A 22,953-nucleotide genomic window follows, 5' to 3' on the forward strand; every position below is an offset into this window, starting at 1 on the left:
GTCTTGTAGCCATGACAACTGCTTTTACAGCTAGCTAGATTTCCTGTATACTTCATTTACGGTCATAAGAGATGGTTTGGCATCTGCGTTGCTCACCGGTCAACTGTGAGTTGGTGCAGTGGGTGCGCGGATGCGCACCCACTGCACCAACTCACAAACATAGCGCGTCCGCGCAGCGGACGCGCGTGCGGGGGCACGCAAGTTTCCCCATATTACGTGAGTCAGACCTACGATGAGGAAGCGCCTGGTAGAGACCGGGGCGTAACAATAAAAAGGGAGATAACAGACAAGATGGATGCTAATGCGCTGGCAGCGGCGAATTTTGAACTGCTGCGGGACAACCCTTACCCGGGAAGAGGTCTGGTAATCGGTCGCTCTTCCGTGGAAGATGCCTGGTTGATGATTTATTGGATCATGGGGCGCAGCGCCTCAAGCCGCAATCGTCGCTTTGTGGCCGCGGGCACGACATTGCGCACCGAGCCGATCGATACGCGTCAGATGGAGAATCCCGAGCTCTTGATCTATGATGCGATGCTGGAACTGCCCAGCATCTACCTGGTCAGCAATGGCGATCAGACACGCACTATTTATGATGCGTTGCTGGCCGGTAGCTCGTTTGATGCGGCGCTCGAAAAGCGGGAGCGTGAGCCGGATGCTCCCCATTACACCCCTCGCATCAGTGGCATGCTGGACCTGCAGACCTTTCCCGGCAGGATCACGCTCAGCATCTTGAAGGCCAGCAAGGCCAATCCCGCCAACACCGACCGCTTTACGTATCGTCCGGGGAAACTGCCCCGCGGGTTCGCTATGGGATTGACCACGTATCGCGGTGATGGCAATCCGCTGCCCAGCTTTAGCGGCGATCCGCTGCTGTTGCCGTGCGCGGGCAAGGCCGAAGCAGTGTTGGATACTTATTGGAATGCCTTAAACGCGGATAATCGCGTTGCCATTGCGGTCAAGCAGATCTCTGTTCAGGAGGGGACCAGCCGCCTGCTGGTGCGCAATCGTTTTACCTCCCAGTAGTGAGAATGTGCCTGATTTTTATGGTATATTGGTGCGGCAGGCGCACATTCCCACGCCTGCCGCACCAACACCTAAATGGTTCCTGAGCACCGCAGCTGCGCAAGCTCAAGCGTGCTTATCGCCCTGCCAGTCTGAATGCCAGCTCGGTCAGGGTGCGCACTCCTACGCCGGTGCCCCCCTTTTCCTGGTAGGGTTTGGGACTGTCAACGTAGCTAGTTCCGGCGATGTCGAGGTGCGCCCACTTCGCGTTCCCCACGAAATGCTCCAGGATCTTCGCGGCCGTGACCGCGCCCGCCTCGCGTCCACCGGTCTGCTTGATGTCAGCGATCTCGCTCTTGATCGACTCGCCGTATTCCTCGTCCAGGGGCATCGGCCAGTATTTTTCACCGGTGGCCCGGCCCGCGCTCATGATCGCTTCCGCCAGTTGCTCATCATTGCTGAAGAAGCCGGTCATAGGATGTCCCAGTGCGACTACCATGGCTCCGGTCAGTGTGGCCAGATCCAGGATGGGGGACATGCCTTCTTGCGAGGCCAGGGAGAGGGCGTCGGCCAGGATCAGGCGGCCTTCGGCATCGGTGTTGACGATCTCGATGGTCTTGCCGTTCATAATACGGACGATGTCGCCCGGCACATATGAACTGCCGCTGGGCATGTTGTCACAGGTCGGCACGAAGGCCGTGACGTTAATGGCTGGCTTGAGGCGACCAATCGCTAGCATGGCGCCCAGAACGGCGGCCGCTCCACCCATATCGCCCTTCATAGCGTCCATATTGGCGCCGGGTTTGAGCGAGATGCCACCGGTATCGAAGGTGATACCTTTGCCAACCAGGGCCATGCCTTTATCCCCCTCATCGCCACCACGGTAGCGCAGGATAACAAAGCGCGGTGGATTCACGCTACCTTTGGAGACCGCCAGCAGCCCCCCCATCCCCAACTGTTGAATCTTCTCTTTTTCGAAGATCTCGCATTCCAGTCCGACCTCTTTTGCCATGGCGCTGGCGCGGTTGGCCAGTTCAACGGGGGTCAGCACGCAGGGTGGCTCATTGATCAGGCTACGGGCGAAGTTGGTGCCCTCGGCCATGGCCTGTGCCTGGCGGATCGACTGCTCGAATCCGGCTTTTTGCTCCTGGGTGGCTGCCAGGATGACCTGGTTGACGCTGCTGGTGTTCTCTTTGCTCTGATAGGCGCGGAACGTATAGAGGCCCAGCAGCGCGCCTTCAATGGCGGCCTGAGCCTCGTCCTCGACGCTAAAGTTATTGACGGCCAATCCCACGGCGACCGCTATCGTTCGCGCGCCCGTTTTCTGCAGGTGACGGGCTGCGATGGCGGTCGCCTTGCGTACCGCCTGGTTATCCAGTTTGTCCAGCGCTCCCAGGCCCACCAGCACGACCCGTTTGGCTGCCAGCTTATCTCCAGGATGCAGTGTGAGCAGCTCGCCGACCCCGCCCTTGAATTCTCCATCCGCGTTCCGCTCGGCGATGAGTCCGGCCAGGACCGTGTCAACTGCGGCCGCCGCGGGCGATAACACGAGTCCCGAGTCGGACGCCTTGCGTGCCGCACTGACAATCAAAGCATCACAGGCAATCCTGCCTGGTTCCTGCGTGGTCAGATTGATCTCCATACCTCAATTCTCCTTCGAACGTACTATAGTGGCTGATGGTGTGATGCCATCGTTGTTTTTAGTACGAAAATATACGTATCGATCCGGTCGCTGTCGGGCCATCGCTGGCCGTGAGTATGGCTACACCTGATCGATGAGCGGTATTCTTTGTGGTCTCTCTTCAGTATGGCACATCGTTCAACGAGAGAACAAGTTGGTCTCAGGCAGATCGATGGAGGAGGCGCTCAACCACTTCCAGGAGCTGACGCGGCTTGAATGGTTTGGTCAGATATTCTGTACAGCCAATCTGCCTGGCGGCCTCACCTTCATCGTTGAGCGCGAACGCCGTTACCGCCACGATGGGCACCTGCTGCATGCCGGGGCGCGCGCGAATGATCTGTGTGGTCTGATAGCCGTCCAGCACCGGCATTGAAAGATCGGTGAGCACCAGGTCGACGCGCTCGCGATCCAGCATCTCCAGAGCATCACGTCCGTTGGATGCTGAGATGCAGCGATAGCCACGGGTCGACAGGACGCGTTCAATTAAGAGGCGATTGGATACCTCGTTCTCGATGACCATGATGGTTGGCTGATATATGTTCTGTGTTGATGTATTCATGTTGTTTCTCATGTATTCTTGATTACGACTTCGGACGGTTCCGCAATTGGTAGCGTAAACGAAAAGGTGGACCCTTCCCCTGGTATGCTTTCTACCGCGATCTCCCCACCTTGCAGTTCAATGAGTTTTTTCGCGATGGTGAGTCCCAGTCCTGTCCCACCGAAGCGCCTGGTGGTGCTGCCATCGGCCTGGCGAAAGGCTTCGAAGATGTAGCCGAGGGCCGCGGGCGAAATACCGATACCTGTGTCGGTGACGGCGATCTGTACCATATCCTGCTGCTGCAAATGATGGCAATGAATGGTCACTCCACCCTTCTCGGTGAACTTGATGGCGTTGGAAACCAGGTTGATGACGATCTGGCGCAGGCGGTGACCATCGGCCAGCACCTGTGGGATGCCCCTGTCGATCCTCAGGCGCAGATAGAGCTCTTTATTGTTGGCCAGCGGCTTCAATTGCTCGATGACCTGGGATAGGCTGGTCGCCAGTTCCAGTGGCTCTGATTTTATCTCGATGCGATCGGCTTCGATTTTTGAGAGATCAAGCATATCATCGACCAGGTGCGAGAGATCCTCGGCCCGGTCGACCATAAATTGAATATGCTGTTCCTGTTCCTCCGTGAGCGTCCCATCCACAAAGCCTTCCAGGATGAGCGCGCCATAGCTGATGATACTATGCAGTGGCGTGCGCAGCTCATGGGTGACGTTAGCCAGAAATTGAGATTTCAAATGGTTGGCGCGCTCAAGGGCCGCGTTTTTATCTTTAACCTCCGCGAACAAGAGCGCGTTTTCGATGGCCATCGATGTCTGCAGGGCTGCTGTACTGAGTAAGAAGGTATCACGACTGCTGATCGGGTGTGATTCTTCAGTATAAAGTATAAATGTGCCGATCGCCTGGTCCTGCAGTAGCAGAGGGACCGCGATGGCGGAGCAGTAGCCGGCCTCTAAGGCCAGGCGCGCCCAGCGCTCCTGCTTTTTCTGATAGATGGTGGCGATGTCTTCGCCATAGACAATCTTCTGCCGCTGGATCGCCATGCGTGCCAGCGTCATATCCAGCTCGTGCAGGGCGTGGTTAGGGATGCGTGATGGCTTGATGGTGCCTCCGGTCGTTGGCGCGCCAGCGCGGATGGCGGCTCGTTTCGCGCTGGGTGTCAGTGACTGTGGATTGGGGATGGCGGCCATCTTGCTGGTTACGGCCATTGTGATATCGTTATTGGGATCGGTATAGACGCTGACCGTACTCGGGACGGTCTGGCTCTCCGTCTGCGGCGGCTCCTCGGGTGTCTCCGACCACTGCGCTACCGCCCAGGGAGCGATGCTTTCGCGTCCGTAGAGCAGCAGCGCTACATGCTTGACATGCATGATATTTCCCATGCGTGTTACAAATTCGGCCAGCAACTGTTCCAGGTTTAAGGTAGACATCAAAGCATCGCTCATGACCAGCAGATTGTGCGTCTGATCGATGAGGGCCTGGCTTTCATTGTATAGCGATTCGTTGAGGAGTTGGAAGGACTGGGCCAGCATGGATAGATCGTTGCCGCGAGGTAGCTCCATCTGTACGCCTGTATTTTGTGCCACCAGAATCTGAGCATGCGCCTGCAGGCGACGAAGCGGTCGGATCAGCAGAACGCTGGTGAAAAAAGAGAAGAGAAAGATGCCCAGCGAAAATACAAACAGGCCAGTGCCCACTATTAAGAGCATCCAGCGCCTGGGATGGGTGTTCAGGTTATAGAGTGGTTCAATCGTGCTCAGCGTGAGATCGGGTGTGCCAGCTATCTGCTGTGCCAGGTGCATGCTCTGGCCCTGTACCAGGTAGGTCTCATGACTCTCCACGATCTGCGGCTCATCATGCTGGCACATCTGTTGTTGCGTCTCATTTTTCAGCATGGTGGACCGCGCCAGATCTAATGCGGTTGCCTCCACGAACTGGTTCTGCACACAGGCGAGTAGTCCGGTACCGGCCCGCTGGCTGAGATCCTGCATAAACTGACCATTGATAGCCTGTGTGGCAACCATGATCCCGCCCGCATAGGTTGGCGTTGGACGCGCTAATAACAGGAGCCATTGTGGGCTGGATGACACAGTAGGAGCGGCTACTGATAGTGGCTGGAGTAGCAGTATAGTCTGCCCCTGCCTGGCCTGAGCAACCAATTGCTGTTGCGTGCTGGTTAAAGGGAGGGCCGCGGGAGCCAGCTCATGGCCTTGCTTATCAAGTATATCTAATGAATACAGTGCATTACTGGTAGTATACTGGTTAAGCACTATACGGATAGCGCTCCCCTCGTCCGCCGCTGGTAAGCGTGCGAGCGTTGCCGTCATCTGCTTATCCTGTACTATCTTATTGACCGTCTGGATGAAATCCCGGGCATGGCTTTGATATGCCGCCTGTATGCTGGAAAGATGTGATTGCGCGTCCCTCTTGGCCTGATATTCTGAATAGAACCTGAATATGCCCCAGGAAATAATGGAAAAGAGGAGCATACAAAGCAAGAGAGTTAACGTCGCAACAATTATCAATTTTCCACCCAGTGATCGTACGGTGAATTGCATGCGACCCTTCCTACGTATGGTAAAAGCAAGGGGAGGACGGGGTGCCAGCTCGTCTTCCCCTTACAGCGCGTCTGCTTCTGGCGCGACGCGAAACTCCAGGAGGTGCGCGTGCGAACCCCATGGGGAAAAGGTTGCACGTAAATCTTAGATGTCCGCTACAAGCTGCTCGTCGAGGTGGGTTGCTTGCCTACGCACATCCCGCCATCCATCCCAAGCCTATGTATTATAACGTATAATCTTATTCAAAGTAAACAGGTTTAGCACCACTTTGCGGAATTTTTACGATTACTTTATGTAATACACCGGGCATTTTTTCTTGCTTCTATTTCCGTATCCCCAAAATATGCATTATGCACACTTCTCTCAATTCAGCTATGGTTATAATGAAGTATTATACTATGAGTGCCTGGGCCAGTTGTAGCGCAGAAGAAGTAGGCGAATGCCGTTGGTGAGCAGGATAAGGAGCAGAATGATGGCGATCTGCAGACCGAGGAGGTTGCGCCTGGGATAGTGATTGAGCAGCGGTTGGAAGGAGAAGGAAGAGGAGGATTTTGAGGGTGCCTGGATGCTATTATCTCCACTCTGCTGTTGTGGGAAAACATTTCTGATGGGTAGGGAGAGGGGGGTATATTGTAACCAGTTACTGGATGAGTCCGGAGCCTGTTTTTTACCATCACTTGTGAACGGGCCGGCCGCGGCCAGGATCCTGTCGCGCAGATCGGTCGTAGGAGTGACCCGTGGTAGCTGGGCTAGCAAGGTATCAAAGCGGCGGTAATCGGCCAGAACGCCGGCACAGTGGGGACAAGACGTAAGATGGGTATCTACGTACTGGCGCTCATTCGCTGTGAGCTGATCGTCAAGGTAGGCACTGAGCAAATCCCTGACCTGCTCACAGTTCATTTCGTGCCTCCTCCTTGTTCCAGGGACCGATAGTGCTCTCGAAACGACTGACGTGCGCGCGAGAGATACATTTTGACGCCGCTCTCAGCAATGTTCAGGGTGTGGGCAATCTCGCTATAGGAGAACCCCTCCTGAGTATATAATAACAGGGCCGCCCTATACTGCTGGGGCATGCGGCGTAGTGCCGCACGTACCATTTCAGTAGTGCCATAGATCTCTTGCGGATCCGCGCTCTCAACATCAGCTGGCTCATGGTCGAGATCTTGCCAGGGTAACCAGGCAATCAGTTTGCGACGACGCAACGCATCATATGCCGTATTGGTGGCAATACGATAGAGCCAGGCCGACAACTTCAAGTTCGCATCCATCTTTGGCAGGGCACGAAAAGCCTTCAGGAAGGTATCCTGTGTCAGGTCATCAGCCTGTTCGCGATCCCCTACCAGGTGATAGACGTAGTTGTAAATAGGTGTTTTGTATTCGTCGTAAATTTGTTCAAAGGACCAGGAGTTTTCCCTGGTTTCCACCCGGACCATGCGCTACAATCCCTTCGATAGCTACTGTGTTCCCTTGTCCGTTCCATGCAAGAGGATGAGTAGCTGTCTCCAGGCCATGTAGTATGGTAGGCCGACACTGCGCGCAAGCGTGTATAGCCATGGCGCGTGTGGAAACGCTTTTCCCTTCTGTCTAGTGGAACGGACAACTAACGCTATCAGTAACATGATAAAGTAGTCATGCATACTTGCTGTTGAGTGTTGTATCGTTTATCATGGTAGCATACTCTGGTGGATTTACCGCAATCATTCACTTATGGGTTAGTACTATTGGGTGCATAAAACGCAGCTTGCGTTACCCCTTCGTTACATATCGGGGGATTATGCCCAAAACGTCTTACCAGCCTTTTGCATGGCGAGACCGAGAGGAGGCTTTAATCCCATGGATGACAGTTTCTTTCATTCACAGGTGCGGACCGTGTGGTGGGAAGAGGATGAGGCAGATGGTCGTGCGCAGATTGGCCTGCTGGATCAATCGTTGTTACCACAGCAGGTGGTTATCATGCATCTTCAGCATGAGCAGCAGGTGGCTGATGCGATCGCCAGTTTGAAGGTGAGGGGGGCGCCGGTGATCGGTGTGACGGCCGCCTTTGGCGTTGCCCTGGCCGCCGCCAGGCTCCTGGCTGAGCGCCAGGCAGTCCAGCGCGAGCTTACCCTGGCCGAGCTCAGCGAGCACGTGCATGAGGTCAGCCAGTTGCTGTGTCGTACGCGACCCACGGCCGTAAATCTCTTCTGGGCAACCGAGCGTATGCAGCGCTGTCTGCAGCAAGTCGCCCGAACATCCATGCCGGTCCAGCAGCTTGTCGCCCTTTTGCAAGAAGAGGCGCAGGCCATCGCTGCTGAAGATGTGCAGGCGTGCTGGCAGATGGGCATGTATGGGGCTGAATTAATTGCTGATGGTGATACACTATTGACGCATTGTAATGCCGGTGCCCTGGCCACGACAGGCATCGGGACCGCGCTGGCCCCGATATACGTGGCGGCCCGCAGCGGGAAGAATCTGCATGTCCTGGTTGATGAAACGCGACCTGTTCTTCAGGGCGCGCGTTTAACGGCCTGGGAGTTACAGCAGGAGGGTATTCCGCTGACACTGATCACCGATAACATGGCGGGCCACTTTATGCGTCAGGGGAACATTCGCTCTATTTTCGTGGGGGCCGATCGCATCGCCGCCAATGGTGACGTAGCCAACAAGATTGGCACGTATAGCCTGGCGGTGCTGGCGCATGCTCACCAGATTCCGTTGTATGTGGTGGCTCCTTGCTCCACCATCGATCTCTCGCTTCCCTCGGGAGATCAGATCCCCATAGAGCAACGCAAGCCCGAGGAAGTAACGACATTGTATGGGACCTCGATCGCTCCCGCTGGTGTCGCGGTGGCCAACCCTGCGTTTGATGTCACGCCCCATCCCTATATTTCTGCTATTATTACAGAAAAAGGGATCGTGCGACCTCCGTATCGTGAAAATCTGAGGGAGCTAGATACGGAGCACTAGCTTTTAGGGAAGGTATTTTAGGATGGATACAGATGTCGTGCAAGCTGCGGCCCAGTACGCGGAAGAGGTTATGGGCGGCGAAGGTTTTCGCTATGTGAGCGCTGTGGTCGCCAATTGTAAACTGCTGGCTCTTGAATTAGAGACGCAGGAAGACCAGGCCTTCGCTATCGACACTGATGCACTGATTATTGCTGGCTATCTTCATGACATTTCAACGGTGACCCATGGTTTCCAGGATCACCAGGTGAAATCGGCCGAGATGGCGGTCGAGTTTCTGCGTCAGCATGAGGCACCGGACGCCCTGGTGCAGCATGTCGAGCAGGCTATCTTGACCCATACCACGGCGATTGCGTCTGATCAGCGTACTGAAGCGGTGACCGAGGGCAATATCCTCTACGATGCGGATAAGCTGGGCCGCTTAAGCGGACTGGCCGTGATTACCTCGCTCATCGAGTTCGGGGCTCGCTATCCCAATCGTGCGGTTACCGGTGAGGTGCTGGCCGCCATCTTGCGCCACGTCGAGGAGCGTTTTATCGAGCTGTACCAATCTTTGCATACCGCTCCAGCCCGCGAGATGGCCCGCACCAAATTCAACAATACTTTGTCTTTTCTGGATGGAGTCATTGAGCATTTGAGTGACGCCACCCCGATTTAGGGCAAAAAAATGAAACTTTTTAAGCGCAAATCCTCTCTTATTTACGAGACAATTTTTATGGAGGCGAAACTTGCCTATTCTAGTTGTGGGCTCAGTGGCCCTGGATACAGTAGAAACACCCTTTAACAGGATGGACGGCGTCCTGGGTGGGGCCGCATCATATTTTACGACCGCCGCATCGATCTATGATCAGGTCAACCTGGTGGGGATTGTAGGGAGTGACTTTCCACGTGAATACCTCGACTTCTGGCGCAACCGCTCGGTCAATCTCGATGGTCTCCAGATTCAGGAGGGGCGGACCTTCCACTGGCATGGGCGCTATCACATGGATATGAATACGCGCGATACCCTCGATACCCAGCTGGGCGTCTTTGGCGATTTCCATCCCGTGGTGCCCGCGTCCTACACACAGAGTCCGCTGGTCTTCCTGGCCAATATTCAACCAGAACTACAGCTAGAGGTGCTGCAGCAGATGCCACACGCTCAGCTCACCGTGCTGGATACCATGGAGCTGTGGATCAATACCGCGCGCGATAAGTTGACTGAAGTGATCAAGCAGGTCGATGTGCTCTTGATGAGCGAGGAAGAGGTCAGGCAGTACACCAACCAGTCCAGCATTCTGGCGGCGGTCCGGCACTTCTTTACGCTGGGCCTCAAATACGTGGTGGTGAAGCTGGGTAGCTATGGCGCCCTGCTCTTTGGCGCCGATGGCACCTATTTTAGCGCGCCTTCATATCCCCTGGAAGAAGTGGTTGATCCCACGGGCGCAGGCGACTCCTTCGCGGGTGGTTTCCTGGGCTACCTCTCAACCATTCAGGCGGACGTCTCCGGACGCTTCTCTATCGATGATATCAAGCGCGCGGTCGTGCACGGAAATATCATCGGCTCTTTTACCTGCGCTGATTTCGGCATCGGTGGCTTAACAGGTTTAAGCATGGATGATATCGTGAAGCGCTACGGTGAACTGGTGCGCTACTCGCATTTCGATCCCAACTGGACTCCTCAGGGAGCTCATTAGCACTCCCAATGCGGGAGAATCCAGTACCTTACAGGTACAGGTTTTTGAGAGCGGGGTCCAGGGGCGGCAGCCCATGGCGGGGTTTCAGGGGTGTCCCCTGATTTCCTCTCTCCTTATGCCGCCGTCAGGCGGCATAAGCCGGGCCCAAGGGGCAAGGCCCCTGAAAACCTACACTTGAAAGGAACCCTGCACCCCCGGTTTTGGAAACTTTTTCAAAAGTTCGGGATAACTCATCGGCTTTTTGTAAGCTATAGTTGCGCACAGAGAAATGTTGTAGAATAATCGGGAACGTTCCCCCGGAATGTTTCCCATCGCTTGTACAATCGTACGTCAGTACGGAAGGAATTTGATAGGTACAATGACAACTTCAACACGTGGAGATGTAAAAGATCTCTCCCTGGCCCCTCGCGGTAAAGACCGTATCGAGTGGGCCGCGAAAGATATGCCTGTTCTGCGCCTCATTCGTGAGCGCTTCGCCAAGGAGCAGCCTCTCAAAGGCGTGCGTATGTCGGGCTGTTTGCATATTACAACTGAGACCGCCAACCTGGCCATCACCCTGAAGGCTGGTGGTGCTGACCTGGTGCTGTGTGCCTCCAATCCTCTTTCGACGCAGGATGACGTGGCCGCCGCCCTGGTGAGCGAGTACGGTATTCCGACCTATGCCATCAAGGGTGAGGATGAGAAGACCTACTACAGCCACATCAACTCGGTGCTCGACCACAATCCTCAGATGACGATGGACGATGGTTGTGATCTGGTTTCAACCCTGCACACCACGCGCACAGACCTGATCCCCGGCATCATCGGTGGTATGGAAGAGACCACCACCGGCGTGATCCGCCTGCACAGTATGGAGAAGCAGGGTGTCCTGCGCTTCCCGGTTCTGGCGGTCAATGACTCTGACACCAAGCATTTATTTGATAATCGCTATGGGACAGGTCAGAGCACGCTGGACGCGATTATTCGCTCGACCAACGTCCTGCTGGCCGGTCGCACCATCGTGGTCTTCGGCTATGGCTGGTGTGGTCGTGGCGTGGCTTCCCGTGCCCATGGCCACGGCGCCAACGTGATCGTCTGCGAAGTCGATCCTACCCGCGCCCTGGAGGCCGTCATGGATGGCTATCGCGTCATGCCCGGTGTCGAGGCTGCCGCCCTGGGCGATATCTTCATTACCGTGACCGGCGACATCAACGTGATCGACCAGGCTCATATGGAGAAGATGAAAGACGGCGCCCTGATCGCTAACTCTGGCCACTTCAATGACGAGATCAACATCCCGGCTCTGGAGAAACTGGCCACCGGCAAGCGCCGCGTGCGCGACTTTGTCGATGAGTACACCTATGCCGATGGCCGCCACGTACACTTGCTGGCCGAGGGCCGCCTGGTCAACCTGTCCGCCGCCGAAGGTCATCCCGCCAGCGTGATGGATATGAGCTTTGCTAACCAGGCCCTGGGTTCCGAGTTCATGCTCAACCATGCCAAAGAGCTGAAGCCCCAGGTCTATACCCTGCCACAGGATCTCGACAAAGAGATTGCGCGCCTCAAACTGCATGCCATGGGCATCAAGTTTGATACGCTTACTGAAGAGCAGGAGAAGTACCTCAACTCATGGGAGTCCGGCACCTAAACCGTCTCTCATGTGGCCCCGGATAGCAGGCTGGCGGCATAGCATTGCGCCAGCCGCTATCCTTCGCTTCTCCTTCTCATCATGCATCAATGTACTTGATCCATGCATGCTGATAGCGCTTGCATAGATTTGACATCTAGCATATCTGTAGCGTACAATTATAAGCAATGTTAAGCGCATAGGGGGTGTTAAACCCCCGCTACATGGACAAATAAATACATGAGTGTAATCACTCTCATCAAGAGAGGTGGAGGGAAACGGCCCGATGAAGCCCGGCAACCCGCCTGTTTTCACTAACAAACAGGAAGGGTGCCAATTCCGGCGGTCTATGCTATGCCGCAAGATGAGGGGAATGTGCAATAGCCACACCCCTGAGAAAAAGGGGTTTTTTTATGCCTGAGCCCCACACATACTTCTCACTTCACCTTCAGCATAGAATAAAAGTAATTACTATGGCCATACATATGCATGTGTCACCAATTTTTTTCGAGAAAGGAATGGCCCATTCATGACAAGTTTCATGCGTGACCCTAAAACATTTTTTACCAGCGAGTCGGTGACTGAAGGTCATCCAGATAAACTCTGTGATCAAATTTCGGACGCGATTCTGGATGCGATTCTGGCGCAAGACCCTATGGCTCGCGTGGCCTGTGAGACGGCTACAACGACAGGCCTGGTTCTGGTTGCAGGTGAAATTTCAACGTCAGCCTGGGTCGATATGTCGGCGGTCGTGCGCCAAACGATCGAACAGGTCGGCTATATCAATGCCGATTATGGTTTCGACTATCGCACCTGTGGTGTTACAACCTCCATTGGCAAGCAGTCACCCGACATCGATATGGGCGTCAGCCATTCTCTGGAGACCAAAGGCGATAAGGTCGTGCGGTTGACCGACGACGAGCTGGAGCGCATCGGCGCTGGTGACCAGGGTATGATGATCGGTTTTGCCTGTAATGAGACCCCCGAACTGATGCCGATGCCGATCAGCCTGGCCCACAAATTAACGCGCCAGCTCTCGCAGGTACGCCGCAAATCCTGGAGCGGCCAGGGACCGATGACATATTTACGTCCCGATGGTAAGGCGCAGGTCACAGTACAGTATGAGCATGGCGTACCAACCCGCGTTGATACGATCGTGATTTCTACCCAGCACGCGGACTACGTGGATCGCGAGCAGATCCGCCAGGATGTGATCGAGTATATTATTAAGCCCGTTATTCCCGCGCACCTGCTGGATAAGGACACCAAGTTCTATGTCAATCCTACCGGCCGCTTTGTTACCGGTGGTCCTATGGGCGATGCTGGCCTGACCGGCCGTAAGATTATCGTCGATACCTATGGCGGCATGGCTCGCCATGGTGGTGGCGCCTTCAGTGGTAAAGACGCGACCAAGGTTGACCGTTCAGCTGCCTACGCGGCTCGCCATATCGCCAAGAACATCGTGGCCGCCGGCCTGGCGGATCGCATTGAGTTGCAGATCGCCTATGCCATCGGCGTGGCTCGCCCACTCTCGCTGTTCGTCGAGACCTTTGGCACCGGCAAGGTCTCGGATGAAGAGATTATTCGCCTGATCAACGAGCACTTTGATCTGCGCCCGGCGGGCATTATCCAGGCACTGGACCTGCGCCGCCCCATCTACCAGCCGACCGCCGCCTTCGGTCACTTCGGACGCACCGACATCGACCTGCCCTGGGAGGCCCTCGATAAAGTCCCCATGCTGCGCAAAGGCGTCGGCGCCAGCGCCGAAACCAGCGAAGCAGTCTCTCAATAAATCCAAAATTTTGAGATGATCCCTCACACAATTAAGCACGGCGGGTTCACAGCGGCGATTAGCCGCTGTGAACCCGCCGTGCTTAATTGTGTGTTGTGGGGCCGCCGCAGACGGCCCCACAACACACAAAAGATTTACCCCCTCGCTATTTATTGTCTGCATCTACTATAATGTGTGATGTACAGATTACCTGTACCTATCACAACTTATATGCATAGTGCAGAAAGGATCACCTCGAGATGGACTTTTCACTCAATGAAGAGCAGATGGCCATTCGTCAGACATGCAGGGAATTCGCTGAACAAGAAATCAAGCCCATTGCTGAAGAAATAGATGCCACCGGTTCGTTCCCTTACGCGCTGATTCGCCAGATGGGCGAGCTCGGCCTGTTAGGACTGCCTTTCCCCGAAGAATATGGCGGGGCCGGGGCGGATTTTCTTTCGTATTGTCTGGCTATTGAGGAGATTTCACGCGGAGACGTTTCCATCGGGATTACCATGGAGGCCCATACATCCCTGGGCGCGACACCGTTTTTTCTCTTTGGCTCACAACAACAGAAAGAGCAGTACCTGACTCCGCTGGCCCGTGGCGAGCAATTGTGGGCGTTTGGCCTGACCGAGCCTGAGGCCGGTTCGGATTCCGGCGGTACACAGACGCGCGCCGTGTTGCAGGATGGCTGCTGGCATATTAATGGCTCCAAGACCTTCATCACCAATGCCGGTACCGATATGACTGGTGGCGTTACGATTACCGCCGTCACTGGCCATACCCCAAAGGGGCGTCCGGAGATTACCAATCTTATTGTGCCAAAGGGGACACCCGGCTATACCATTGGCAAGTCATACAAGAAGATGGGCTGGAAAGCTTCGGATACACGCCCGCTGGCCTTTGAGGATTGCCAGGTGCCGGAGGGGAATATCCTGGGGCGTCCTGGAGACGGTTTTAAGCAGTTTCTGCGCATCCTGGATGGTGGACGCGTAGCTATTGCCGCGCTCTCTGTTGGACTGGCCCAGGCGTGTCTTGATGAGGCTCTGAGCTATGCCAGACAGCGCAAGCAGTTTGGCCAGTCGATCAGCAAGTTCCAGGCTATCCAGTTCAAGCTGGCCGATATGGATATGGAGATAGAACTGGCGCGGCTGATGTATTACAAGGCTGCCTGGCTGCACATGCAGGGAAAGCCCTATACACGTGAGGCTTCAATGGCCAAGCTGTTCGCCTCCGAAACCGCCAAGCGCGCCGCCGATCAGGCGGTCCAGATACACGGTGGCTATGGCTACATGGACGAGTACCCGGTCTCGCGCTACTGGCGCAGCGTCAAAATCAACGAGATTGGGGAGGGCACCAGCGAGGTGCAGCGCATGCTGATCGCCAAACAGCTCGGCTGCTAAGCTTAGATGAGGTATTTCATTACTGTATAACATGAGACATCCCAAATTTTAGGGATGAACTTGTGAAAGAAGCGAGCAGTTCTCCATTTTTGAAGGAGAACTGCTCGCTTCTCTTCTCTTGCAGAACAACGTGCTTTCCCCGTTTGGCTCGCTGAAAAGCACCACTGTGCCAAAAAACGGAAAAAGAGAAAGGAGCTGGTCAACCGACTTTCCACTCCCACAGCATCCCAGCGGCTTCCACAGGGCCTAGGGGTATGCTCTTTTCGCACGCATTCGCATCCTCTGTTGGCAAGACGTGTTGTACCCGATGAACACCGGACACACGCCCACATGGTCAGCCGATGCCGACCAGAGCGTCTCTCGTCACGTGGGGAACCTCCACACCGCCTCAGAGCATAATGATCTGGACGCGAGGCTGGGGCCGGGGCCGGCCAGCTACCTCCTCCCAGCGCGCAGGGATCCGTTGCCACAACCGACTCAAGGCCAGGCGCAGCCGTGCAAACGGCTGGTGTGCTTGCCGGGCATGACGGCCTGTGCGATGACAGTAGTGCCGCAACAGCCAGCGGCGTAAGAGTTCGTAAAACGGCGCCAGCAGGCTCAGCAGAAAGGCGTAGGCCAGCGCCGCCAACAGCAGCAGTTTTTCTCGCGTCTCCCACTCCCAGAGCCGCGGGCTTTGGAAGCCCAATTCGCTCTTGTTTTCTTTCCAGGTCAGTTCGATCTGCCAGCGACGCGCATAGGCAAACATAATCCGCCAGGCATCTTCCGCGGTGGTGATGGACTCGGCGGTGAGCAGATACCAGGGCAAGCCACCTTTGCGCCGGGCCACGACCAACCACAACGGCTGCTCAGGATGGTCGGGATGCCTCACCGCACAAGCGAGAACACTGCCCATGACCCACTGGTGACGACGGCAATCCCACACCCAGCGTTCTTGCCATCCTCGTTTGCCGCGGGTGATTTTCCAGGCTGCACGTCGCTGACCCTGGGCATCCACGAGCTGGTAATCTTTTTTCCAGCGCAGCACAAAGCGCAACGAGAACGCCAGCAACAGACCCAGCCAGAAACTGCTGGCGAAGCCTTGATCAAAGACATGCATCACCTCGCGTCCCCAGAGCAGAACGCCTTGCAGTAACAGTTTGGCTTGTTCATCGCGTTTGAAGGAAGCGCGCGCCCCACGGCTGGTCCACCACCGCATGCTGGCTAGTTCAGGCGGGTCGTCTTGCTGCTCGCTGCCGACCAGGACCACGGCCAACCAATGGAGGCCCGGCACAAAGATGGGGCCACGGGGCGGGGTGTAGTAACCTTTCTTGATATGGGTGAGTCGAGCGCCCTTACTCGAGCGCACCGGGGCAAGGTCGTCCGAGGCGATAGTTTCTGGCTTCTCCCACGCACTCTCATCCCACAGCGCCAGCACATCCCTTCCCATCTGTTTCCACCTTGTGAGACGTTGGCTGGCTCGATGCCACAGATACGAGCGGATCAGTTCAGCCGACCATTTGCGACAATGCAGCAGCCGAGACAGGCGTTTGGTTCCTGCCGGAGCTTTGTCGGGCGTCTCGAGATAGCCGCCCATTTCCGAAAGGAGCAAGCCATTGACGCGATCACGGAAGGTCAAGATCACCGCCACGGTCTGCACCATCGTGCGCACCAGTCGTTTGTCCATGCGGCTATCGGCTTGCATGAGCAAGGGAGCCAGAAAGTGAGCCAGAGCAGTGTACAATCCCTGCGCCATCTCGGCAGGGGGATATGCTGGAACTTGTGGCTCCTCAAGCGGTGTGAGATACTGAGATGACATAAACAACACCTCCTGGATTGACTGAATGGTGGTCTGTTTTTCCTTCAGTCTCGCTCAGGAGGTGTCTTTTTACAAACCCGACCTTAAAATTCGGGATGTCTCATGTTTGTGATTACTTCGGCCATTTCAGCGTTGTGAACGTTATGTTCGACTGCGCTGTCGGATCGCTGTTGTTGGGATCGGGGGCCACGTATTTGGTCCAGATCACTGTCGTGCCGTTTACCGAGACCAGTGCGGTACTGGTTCGATCAATGCTGTCGATCCCATTGACCATTACCCTGGCCCTGGTATCGTACATCTTGAAACCCCTGGTACTGCTGTTTTGCCAGATCAAGAATGATCCTCCGCTCTGCAATCCCGTCAGTACTTCGCTGTCACTGATATTGGTTGTGACCGGGGTGACTCCGTCGGTTGTGAATGCCAGCAGTTTGCCGGGCGTCTCCATATCGATCTGCGGTGTAATCACCGTGGGATCGATCTCCGTTGGATTGGCCAGCAGATTCGAGAGATCTTGCCGGGTCGGCGTGGCGGTCGCCTGCGCCGTCGCGCTGGCGGTAGGAGCCGCTGTGCTCGTCGCGGTTGGCGTTACTCCCGCTGTGGGTGTCTCTGTAGCCGCGACGGTGGCATTGGCTGTTGCGCTCCCATTCGTTGTTAAGAAGAAGAGCGTGCCGGTGACAATCTGCGGACGAAACGACGTGCCGTCATCGCGATACAGATAGGTCTGGGTCTCGGGATGATCAATCCAGCGTCCCGTCTTAGATGGAGCCGCTTGCACCGTCTGCTGGGTCCAGATATTGCTATTGAGCTTGTTCTCTGGCGTCTGCCATTCGTCGGACCAGTAGATGCTATGGCCATCGCTGGACGCGGTGGGCGAGGTCAGTACATGCTGATCTTGCGCTCTGGCCAGTTCGGTCGACTTATCCAGCGCGTTCTGGGAGAACTGGTAGTTGAGCAGGTGCGATATGCCCTTGCTATCGATCAGAGCCACCAGTGCATGGTCTGTATAGAAGCTGACTCCTTGAATGGGGGTGTTCACCCAGTCGGCGACGGTCGAGCTATTAAATGTATCTGTACGCAGGGTCAGTGGTTTAGCGAAGTCTGCCGTGCCGTCTTGCGGGTTCTGTTGATTCTGGGTACTGGCATCCTGGCCGATGTAAAGCGCTTTCAAACTCCAGGCACCCGTCAATTTCCCCGGCTGGTTGTCCGACTGTGCGGTTGCCGTGTGTGACTGTTTGCCCGCGGGCTGTTTGGGTGCTTCCATCTGTAACCACAGCAGCCAGTTATCACTGCTGCCCAGGATGAGCAGCGGTCGTGTGGCCGGGGTCGCCAGCAATGGAGAGCTTTGATGGGTGGCGTTGGCGTCACCCGTGGTGTCGAACTTCTCTAGCATCCAGCTTGAGCCATCCTCATTATACGCCGAGTAATAAATAGTATTGGCGCTGACCACGCTGCTGGCGATATGTGGATAGTTGGTCTGGGTCGAGACTGTGTTCGTATCGGCCTGAGCAGGCTCTGGATGTGTGATACTGGCCTGGTTGTTGTTCGGTTGGATCACCCCTGGCTGCCCCTGATTGGCCAGCAAGAGCAGCGATACCAGGCCGCCGAGCATTACCACGACCAGGAAAGATGCCGCCAGACCAATAATGGCGATATGCTGGGTTGAACGTGACCTGCGTGGTCGCGTGACCTGCAGCACTGGTAGCGGACCCGTGGTGGCGGTCGAAAACGCGGCCAGAGAATCAGCGTGTGCAGGCTGTTTGGCGAGATCCTTAAGGTAGGGTGCCAGAAATACCGGTGTCGGTGTCGATGCAGCTGGTGTACGCTGTAGGAAGCGCACATGTTCAGCCGCCAACGCCTGCATCAGCTTCTGATGGGCATCAGGATCTGGCTCGATCGCTGGCATAGAACGTATGCGCTCTCCAACTAGCTGGTATTGAGCGTATGCGTCTTTGCATTCTGCACAATGCGCCAGGTGATCTTCTAATTCAGCCGTCTCCGTCGGATCTTGTTTTTGTTCACGATATATGGCGAGCATTGCCCGCGCCTGACGACAGTTCAATCTTCACCGACCTCTTTTTGATACAATCCAATAAAACGTTCTCTTGCCCGCATTAAACGCATCTTCACTGCGGAAGGACTGATACTCAGTACTTCCGCAATTTCCGCGCAAGATAAACCGTCATTTTCGTAAAGCCAGAGGCACACTGAATATTTTTGTGGCAATTGTTGAAAAATGCGCTCAACAATCTCTCGATCCGCTACCCGACTCTCAAAGCGTCCGCCATCGTATCCATTGCGCTCATACATCGAGCTGACTGAACTGGAACGCGCCTCGACAGGATGCTCCTCATTATTGTTAAAACCATCTCCCGAATTCCCGCCGGAATCTGATACCATACCCGCCCCGATCCCTCGATCCTCATTAAACAAAGAGAGTGGTAGCCAGGAAATCAAGCGCCGTCGCCGCAGGGAATCTGTTGTCGTGTTGGCCGCTATCCGATACAGCCATGCCGATAATGCCCCCGGCTGGACGACTGTTCCTCCTAAAAGTGCTTTGTAAGCTTTTACGAATACATCTTGAGCAAGATCATACGCCTGTTCTCTATTGCCTATCAGATGGTAAATGAAGTTGGTAATGGGCACCTGAAACCGGGTAAAGATAGCCTCGAAATCGGCGACATTTACCTGCTCGGGAGGTGCTTCCTGTTCTTCTGGTTGAGATTGGGCCTCGGAAGCGTCAAGCGCTTCGAGGTCAGCCTCCTCCACACCACCTTCATCCTCTGGCATAGGAATAGTCGAATGGCTTTGCTGTTCATCACTGGATGAACCCAATTTGCTATTCGCATTGTAGAAACGTATAGAGGTATCCATCGGTTACATCGGCCTTATATAATGCAGATTTTTACATACTTCTAAGGGAGCGTACAGGTATTTTGCTAGCATACCAGAGCATAACGAAGTATGCTATGAGCTAATAGACATTTCCTATTATTCCAGGAAAGAAGTACACGGCTCCCAAAAAGAGATACGACCTCTCGCCCCCGCCCTGTTTGTTGTATTGTGGGATGGGGGCGCATCCGCGCCCCCATCCCACAATACAATGGACTCCTGATCATCGCCTGCGGCCTGCCTGAGATTGCGCACCTCTGGCGCTCACAAATCCGTTGTAATGTGATGCAGCGGGAGCGCATCCGCGTCCCCAGTCCACAACACACAACTAGCGCGGGCTGCCTGAAGTTCCGCACCTCTGGCGCTCAGGAGTTTGTTTTGAGTTGATGCATCCGAGCGCATTCGCACTTTCCATCCTACAACCCAAAACGGACTTCTAATCATCGCCTGCGGCCTGCCTGAGGTTCTGTACCTACGGTGCTCACGAGTCAATTTTGAGTTGGTGCATCGGGTGCGCATCCGCGCCCGATGCACCAACTCAAAATACCAGTGCGGCCGCGCAGCGGACGCGCGAGTGGGGGCGCTCACATGCCCCCAGGGTGACGGGAGTAAGACCCATTCTGAGAGGTCATTGATTCCAATTGTTTAACAGTAAGCTTCTAATGAAAGCTTGTAGTAAAGCGTTGACCTGCACTCTTGCGGCATTGAAATGTGCTGTCTGCAAGATTTTCAAAGCTCGCTAAAACGAGCACTATAGGAGACAGTATATCATATTTCCCCTGAGATTGATGTAGTTTCTGCATCTTTTGTAGGACATGCAGTGGACCGAAAGAATACTAAGCATTTTCTCAGTTTCTGGTCGCTGTTTTTGGTGCGTGCCTGACTCTCATGATTATTGCCTGCAGCCCGCTTGAGATTTTACACCTGCGATGCTCACGAGTCATTTGTATGATGATGCGGCAGGGGCGCATCTGCGCCCCTGCCGCATCATCATACAAAACCAACGCGGCCGCGTAGCGGACGCCCGTGTGGGAGCGCTTACATGCCTCCATGCGACGAGTCAGGCACATGGGGAGCATGTAAGCGAAAATTATCACTTGCTATTGAGCTATAATTTTGCTACTATGGAGGCATGGGAAGCCTTCAGACACAGACACCTGGCTGGAATATTATTGGTCACGAACATGCCGTGGATCGCCTGCGCCGGACGCTGGATGCGCAGCAGGTGCGCCATGCCTATTTATTCGCGGGTCCCGCCCGCATCGGGAAGAGCCTGCTGGCCCTGCGCTTCGCGCAGGCGCTTTTGTGTACCGGCGGCCCCGATCCCAATGTCTCTCCTTCGGTGCCGTGTAACCACTGTCTCTCCTGCCGAAAAGTACTACATGGTAATCACCCGGATGTCCATGTCATCAGCAGGGCCCCCGACAAGCAGGCCATCCTGATCGAACAGGTGCGCGCCCTGCAGTCGGATGCCGCGCGTCGTACCCTGGAGGGTCGGCGCAACGTCTTCATCATCGAGAACGCGCAGGATATGAATACGCAGGCGGCCAACTGTATCCTCAAGACGCTTGAGGAACCAGAGAAGGATGTAGTCTTGTTACTCACCGTTCCAGATCCAGGACTACTTCTGCCCACGATTATCTCACGCGTCCAGCAGGTGACGATGCAGCTTCTGACCTTGTCGCAGATCAAGCAGGCCCTGCAGCAGTACTGGGAGGTAGATGAGGAGGACGCGACCCTGGTTGCCGCGCTGGCCGCTGGACGCCTGGGCTGGGCCATAGAGGCCGTTGAGGATGAGGAACTGCTGGATGAGCGCAAGGCCCAGCTAGAAGTGCTGACGAAGCTACCGACCGTGTCGAAGGTGCAGCGCTTCGACTTCGTGCAGCGCCTGGGCACCGACACCGAGAAGCTGCGCCACGTGCTTGAGTTGTGGTTGCTGTGGTGGCGTGATATGGTATTGGCAGCAAATGGTTGCCTTGACCTTACCGTTAACGTCGATATGCGCGATCTATTGAAGGCGCAGTCGGTGAAGGTCGGGACAATCGAGGCCGAGCGTATGGTCCGCGCCATCCTGCAGACCCAGGAATCTCTGGATCAGAATGTGAACGCGCGGGTGGCCCTCGAAGTGCTGATGCTGGACACGCCAATGATCAAGTCGTAAGTTCAGCCTCATCTTTCTGCGTATCTATGCCCCCGGCTGGCTTTTGCTCTTTCGATTTTCCTATATTTTGATTGATCGCACACTTCATCGCTATTCATGGAAGAGGTTATGCTATGCGCAGCGATTTTCAACATGTGCTGGTTCGACGCGAGTCCGGCGTGCTGACAATTGTCATGAATCGCCCCCAGGTCCTCAATGCCATCAATGATCTGATGGTGCAGGAGCTGATTGAGATTGTAGAGGAGACCGCGCGGGACGGAGAGATCCGGTGCGTGGTGCTGACCGGGGCGGGACGCGCCTTTGGAGCTGGCCAGGATCTCTCTGTATTTGCCTCCACCCCGGCTGATGAGTATGGTTCGGCGGTTCGTGAACATCTACAGGCCTATCATCGTTTGATTATGGGTATTCAGCAACTACCGCAGCCTGTCATCGCCGCTATCCACGGCGTCGCTACCGGCGTCTCCCTCAATATCGCCCTGGCCTGCGATCTGCGGATCGCGGCTGGCGACGCCCGCATCTCGGAGGCATTCGCTCGTATCGGTCTGGTGCCCGACGGTGGGGGGGCCTATTTTCTAACCCGCTTACTGGGCTCAGCGAAGGCGTTAGAGTTGGCGTTGTTAGCGGAAGAGATCAGCGGCGTGGAGGCTGAGCGCATCGGATTGGTCAATAAGTGCGTGCCGCTGTCTGAACTAGAGAAGGCCGTCTCCGCGCTGGCCCGGCGTTTGGCTGCTGGCCCGACGCGCACCTATGGCCTGATCAAGCAACTTTTCCATGCCTCCCAGGATCAAGACCTGGTGGCCGTGCTACAATTAGAGGGTGAATTTCAATCCAGGGCAGTGAAGACTGCCGATCATCGTGAGGGCGTGCAGGCTTTTCTGCAGAAACGGCCTCCCAGATATAGCGGGAAATAGCAAA

Annotated in this window: 17 protein-coding genes and 1 riboswitch; of the genes, 9 read left to right on the forward strand and 8 right to left on the reverse strand. The window is 55.4% G+C overall.

Going from position 1 to position 22,953, the window contains the following annotated elements; all coding sequences use genetic code 11:
• Positions 1-291 precede the first annotated feature (291 nt).
• A complete protein-coding gene (locus tag KTT_RS18015) occupies positions 292-1,023 on the forward strand; it encodes an IMP cyclohydrolase (RefSeq protein WP_126597314.1) in 732 nt (243 codons plus the stop codon).
• A 115-nt stretch (positions 1,024-1,138) separates the two neighbouring features.
• Here the strand turns inward: KTT_RS18015 and KTT_RS18020 are convergent, their stop codons facing one another.
• The 5 genes from KTT_RS18020 to KTT_RS18040 form a co-directional block, all read right to left on the reverse strand.
• Positions 1,139-2,644, reverse strand: a complete 1,506-nt coding sequence (locus KTT_RS18020) for a leucyl aminopeptidase (protein WP_126597315.1) — start codon at positions 2,642-2,644, stop codon at positions 1,139-1,141.
• Positions 2,645-2,843: 199 nt separating this feature from the next.
• On the reverse strand, positions 2,844-3,242 hold the full coding sequence (locus KTT_RS18025; protein WP_160145955.1) for a response regulator: 399 nt from the start codon (positions 3,240-3,242) through the stop codon (positions 2,844-2,846).
• A gap of 8 nt (positions 3,243-3,250) precedes the next feature.
• Positions 3,251-5,557, reverse strand: coding sequence for a sensor histidine kinase (locus KTT_RS18030; protein WP_160145956.1), 2,307 nt, complete (start codon positions 5,555-5,557; stop codon positions 3,251-3,253).
• A gap of 627 nt (positions 5,558-6,184) precedes the next feature.
• Complete coding sequence (locus KTT_RS18035) at positions 6,185-6,688, reverse strand: anti-sigma factor family protein (RefSeq protein WP_126597318.1); 504 nt, start codon at positions 6,686-6,688, stop codon at positions 6,185-6,187.
• Positions 6,685-7,221, reverse strand: coding sequence for an RNA polymerase sigma factor (locus KTT_RS18040; protein WP_126597319.1), 537 nt, complete (start codon positions 7,219-7,221; stop codon positions 6,685-6,687). The genes KTT_RS18035 and KTT_RS18040 overlap by 4 nt, the downstream gene beginning before the upstream one ends.
• Positions 7,222-7,621: 400 nt before the next feature.
• Here KTT_RS18040 and mtnA point away from each other — a divergent pair, with 400 nt between their 5' ends.
• The 6 genes from mtnA (at position 7,622) to KTT_RS18070 (ending at position 15,193) form a co-directional block, all read left to right on the forward strand.
• Entirely contained in the window at positions 7,622-8,734 is a 1,113-nt protein-coding gene (gene mtnA, locus KTT_RS18045; RefSeq protein WP_126597320.1) for an S-methyl-5-thioribose-1-phosphate isomerase, read from the forward strand.
• A gap of 22 nt (positions 8,735-8,756) precedes the next feature.
• Entirely contained in the window at positions 8,757-9,389 is a 633-nt protein-coding gene (locus KTT_RS18050) for an HD domain-containing protein (protein ID WP_126597321.1), read from the forward strand.
• Positions 9,390-9,459: 70 nt separating this feature from the next.
• A complete protein-coding gene (locus KTT_RS18055; RefSeq protein ID WP_126597322.1) occupies positions 9,460-10,407 on the forward strand; it encodes a PfkB family carbohydrate kinase in 948 nt (315 codons plus the stop codon).
• 358 nt (positions 10,408-10,765) lie between these two features.
• Positions 10,766-12,034 (forward strand): adenosylhomocysteinase, encoded by a 1,269-nt coding sequence (ahcY, locus tag KTT_RS18060; RefSeq protein ID WP_126597323.1) that lies wholly within the window; start codon positions 10,766-10,768, stop codon positions 12,032-12,034.
• A 232-nt stretch (positions 12,035-12,266) separates the two neighbouring features.
• A riboswitch (SAM riboswitch) is annotated at positions 12,267-12,384 on the forward strand.
• Positions 12,385-12,554: 170 nt separating this feature from the next.
• Positions 12,555-13,805 (forward strand): methionine adenosyltransferase, encoded by a 1,251-nt coding sequence (metK, locus tag KTT_RS18065; RefSeq protein ID WP_126599713.1) that lies wholly within the window; start codon positions 12,555-12,557, stop codon positions 13,803-13,805.
• A 239-nt stretch (positions 13,806-14,044) separates the two neighbouring features.
• Positions 14,045-15,193, forward strand: coding sequence for an acyl-CoA dehydrogenase family protein (locus tag KTT_RS18070; protein WP_126597324.1), 1,149 nt, complete (start codon positions 14,045-14,047; stop codon positions 15,191-15,193).
• Positions 15,194-15,581: 388 nt separating this feature from the next.
• Here KTT_RS18070 and KTT_RS18075 read toward each other — a convergent pair whose 3' ends face one another.
• The 3 genes from KTT_RS18075 to KTT_RS18085 form a co-directional block, all read right to left on the reverse strand.
• On the reverse strand, positions 15,582-16,988 hold the full coding sequence (locus tag KTT_RS18075) for a transposase (RefSeq protein ID WP_126594639.1): 1,407 nt from the start codon (positions 16,986-16,988) through the stop codon (positions 15,582-15,584).
• A gap of 112 nt (positions 16,989-17,100) precedes the next feature.
• Positions 17,101-19,047 carry an anti-sigma factor family protein gene (locus KTT_RS18080; RefSeq protein WP_126597325.1) on the reverse strand — a complete coding sequence of 649 codons (1,947 nt, stop codon included), beginning with the start codon at positions 19,045-19,047 and terminating at the stop codon, positions 17,101-17,103.
• Positions 19,044-19,859, reverse strand: coding sequence for an RNA polymerase sigma factor (locus KTT_RS18085; RefSeq protein ID WP_126597326.1), 816 nt, complete (start codon positions 19,857-19,859; stop codon positions 19,044-19,046). The genes KTT_RS18080 and KTT_RS18085 overlap by 4 nt, the downstream gene beginning before the upstream one ends.
• Before the next feature lie 1,150 nt (positions 19,860-21,009).
• Here KTT_RS18085 and holB point away from each other — a divergent pair.
• Positions 21,010-22,038, forward strand: a complete 1,029-nt coding sequence (holB, locus tag KTT_RS18090) for a DNA polymerase III subunit delta' (protein WP_126597327.1) — start codon at positions 21,010-21,012, stop codon at positions 22,036-22,038.
• Between the two features lie 113 nt (positions 22,039-22,151).
• The gene (locus tag KTT_RS18095; protein WP_126597328.1) at positions 22,152-22,949 is read left to right on the forward strand and encodes an enoyl-CoA hydratase/isomerase family protein; all 798 of its coding nucleotides are present in this window, start codon (positions 22,152-22,154) and stop codon (positions 22,947-22,949) included.
• The last annotated feature ends 4 nt before the right edge of the window (positions 22,950-22,953 follow it).

Source organism: Dictyobacter aurantiacus (assembly GCF_003967515.1).
Lineage (GTDB): Bacteria > Chloroflexota > Ktedonobacteria > Ktedonobacterales > Ktedonobacteraceae > Dictyobacter > Dictyobacter aurantiacus.

Excerpts from the sequence above, each read along its gene's own strand:
- KTT_RS18030 (WP_160145956.1), bottom strand. The coding sequence starts at position 5,557 with ATGACGGCAACGCTCGCACGCTTACCAGCGGCGGACGAGGGGAGCGCT.
- KTT_RS18020 (WP_126597315.1), bottom strand. The coding sequence starts at position 2,644 with ATGGAGATCAATCTGACCACGCAGGAACCAGGCAGGATTGCCTGTGAT.
- KTT_RS18070 (WP_126597324.1), top strand. The coding sequence starts at position 14,045 with ATGGACTTTTCACTCAATGAAGAGCAGATGGCCATTCGTCAGACATGC.
- KTT_RS18085 (WP_126597326.1), bottom strand. The coding sequence starts at position 19,859 with ATGGATACCTCTATACGTTTCTACAATGCGAATAGCAAATTGGGTTCA.
- KTT_RS18075 (WP_126594639.1), bottom strand. The coding sequence starts at position 16,988 with ATGTCATCTCAGTATCTCACACCGCTTGAGGAGCCACAAGTTCCAGCA.
- metK (WP_126599713.1), top strand. The coding sequence starts at position 12,555 with ATGCGTGACCCTAAAACATTTTTTACCAGCGAGTCGGTGACTGAAGGT.
- KTT_RS18025 (WP_160145955.1), bottom strand. The coding sequence starts at position 3,242 with ATGAATACATCAACACAGAACATATATCAGCCAACCATCATGGTCATC.
- ahcY (WP_126597323.1), top strand. The coding sequence starts at position 10,766 with ATGACAACTTCAACACGTGGAGATGTAAAAGATCTCTCCCTGGCCCCT.
- mtnA (WP_126597320.1), top strand. The coding sequence starts at position 7,622 with ATGGATGACAGTTTCTTTCATTCACAGGTGCGGACCGTGTGGTGGGAA.
- holB (WP_126597327.1), top strand. The coding sequence starts at position 21,010 with ATGGGAAGCCTTCAGACACAGACACCTGGCTGGAATATTATTGGTCAC.
- KTT_RS18035 (WP_126597318.1), bottom strand. The coding sequence starts at position 6,688 with ATGAACTGTGAGCAGGTCAGGGATTTGCTCAGTGCCTACCTTGACGAT.
- KTT_RS18050 (WP_126597321.1), top strand. The coding sequence starts at position 8,757 with ATGGATACAGATGTCGTGCAAGCTGCGGCCCAGTACGCGGAAGAGGTT.
- KTT_RS18015 (WP_126597314.1), top strand. The coding sequence starts at position 292 with ATGGATGCTAATGCGCTGGCAGCGGCGAATTTTGAACTGCTGCGGGAC.
- KTT_RS18040 (WP_126597319.1), bottom strand. The coding sequence starts at position 7,221 with ATGGTCCGGGTGGAAACCAGGGAAAACTCCTGGTCCTTTGAACAAATT.
- KTT_RS18095 (WP_126597328.1), top strand. The coding sequence starts at position 22,152 with ATGCGCAGCGATTTTCAACATGTGCTGGTTCGACGCGAGTCCGGCGTG.